This is a genomic window from Actinosynnema sp. NPDC023658, assembly GCF_040639995.1.
Classification (GTDB): Bacteria; Actinomycetota; Actinomycetes; order Mycobacteriales; family Pseudonocardiaceae; genus Actinosynnema.
In genome coordinates this window covers 1-1655 of the sequence record NZ_JBFAAX010001146.1, presented here as the reverse complement: position 1 = coordinate 1655, position 1655 = coordinate 1, and the positions used below count along the sequence as shown (strand labels likewise).

Here is a 1655-nt window from a genome sequence, read left to right as displayed (position 1 = left end):
CTCGAAGGCGCCGAGGCGGTCGCCGCCTACACCCGCGGGATGCTCGACGGGCGTCCCGCGCTCACCCGTCACGCCTTCGGCGCCGGCCACGGCTGGTACCTCTCCACCGCCCTCGACCCGACCGACTACGCCGCGCTGGTCGGCCGCCTGCTGGACGACGTCGGCATCGTGCCCGGGTGGCCGACCGGCGTGGAGGCCGTCACTCGCGGGGAGTGGCTGTTCCTGCTCAACCACCGCGACGACACCGTCACCCTCCCCCGGCCCGCGCACGACCTGCTCACCGACCGGACGGTGGCGGAACTCCCGCCCGGCGGCTGCGCCGTGCTGCGCGCCGAGCCGCACCCCGCCCGGGAAGGGGTCTGAGGCGATGGGCCCGCACGACAGCGCGTTCACCAACCCCGTCCTCCCGGGCTTCCACCCGGACCCGAGCGTGTGCCGCGTGGGTGAGGACTACTACCTCGCCTGCTCCAGCTTCGAGTACTTCCCCGGCGTGCCGATCTTCCACAGCCGCGACCTGGTGAACTGGACGCAGATCGGCAACGTCCTCGACCGGCCGGACCAGCTCCGCCTGCCGCTCGACTCACCGTCCTCCGCCGGCGTCTACGCGCCCACCCTGCGCCACCACGACGGCCGGTTCTGGCTGATCACCACCAACGTCAGCGGCGACGGCAACCTCCTGGTCACCGCCACCGACCCCGCCGGGCCGTGGTCCGACCCGGTCCTGCTGCCCGACCTGCCCGGCATCGACCCGGACCTCGCGTGGGACGCCGACGGCGGCTGCTGGTGCACGGTCGCGGGGGTGTCCCAGGTCCGGATCGACCCGTACACCGGGCGGCTGCTCGGCACCCCGCGCCGGATCTGGTCCGGCGGGCCGGGCGCCAAGGCCCCGGAGGCGCCGCACCTGTACCGGATCGGGGCCTACTGGTACCTGCTCATCGCCGAAGGCGGCACCGAGCGCGGCCACGGCGTCTCGGTCGCCCGCGCCCGCACGCCCTCCGGCCCGTTCGAGCCCTGCCCCGCCAACCCGGTCCTGACCCACCGCGGCACGGACCACCCGATCCAGAACACCGGGCACGGCGACCTGGTGCGGGCGCCGGACGGCTCCTGGTGGATCGTCGTGCTCGGCGTGCGGCCCGGCGGCGGCACCCCCGGCTGGCACGTGCTGGGCCGCGAGACGTTCCTCGCGCCCGTGACCTGGGTGGACGACTGGCCGGTGGTCGGCCCGCTGGAGCTGGACGCGACCGTGCCGTGGCCGCTGCGGCCGGGACCGGACACCCCCGCGCGCGACGACTTCGACCTGCCCGGGCTCGCGCCGCAGTGGATCTCGCTGCGCGACCGCCTCGACCGGCACTGCACGACGGCGGACCGCCCGGGGTGGCTGACGCTGCACGCCCGCGGCCGGTCCCTGGACGAGCTCGACGTCGTGTTCGTCGGCCGCCGCCAGCAGCACCCGTCCTGCCGGGTCCGCACGCTGGTCGACGCCGCGGACGGGACCGGTGGCCTCGCGGTCCGGCTGGACGAGGAGCACCACTACGAGATCGAGGCGGACGCCGGCGAGGTGCGGGTGGTCGCGGCCGTGCCTGCTGCGGCTGCACGTCCACCGGATCGACGACCGCGAGTGGCGGCTGACGTTCCGCTACGTCCACGCCATCCTC

At 75.4% G+C, this 1655-nt stretch carries 2 protein-coding genes; both read left to right on the top strand.

Translation table 11 applies throughout. From position 1 onward, the window contains the following. A partial coding sequence (locus AB0G02_RS39000) for a beta-galactosidase trimerization domain-containing protein (protein WP_360805179.1) occupies positions 1-363 on the top strand: 363 nt, incomplete at its 5' end. A gap of 4 nt (positions 364-367) precedes the next feature. Next, on the top strand, positions 368-1655 hold a 1288-nt coding region (locus AB0G02_RS38995; protein ID WP_360805176.1), incomplete at its 3' end, for a family 43 glycosylhydrolase.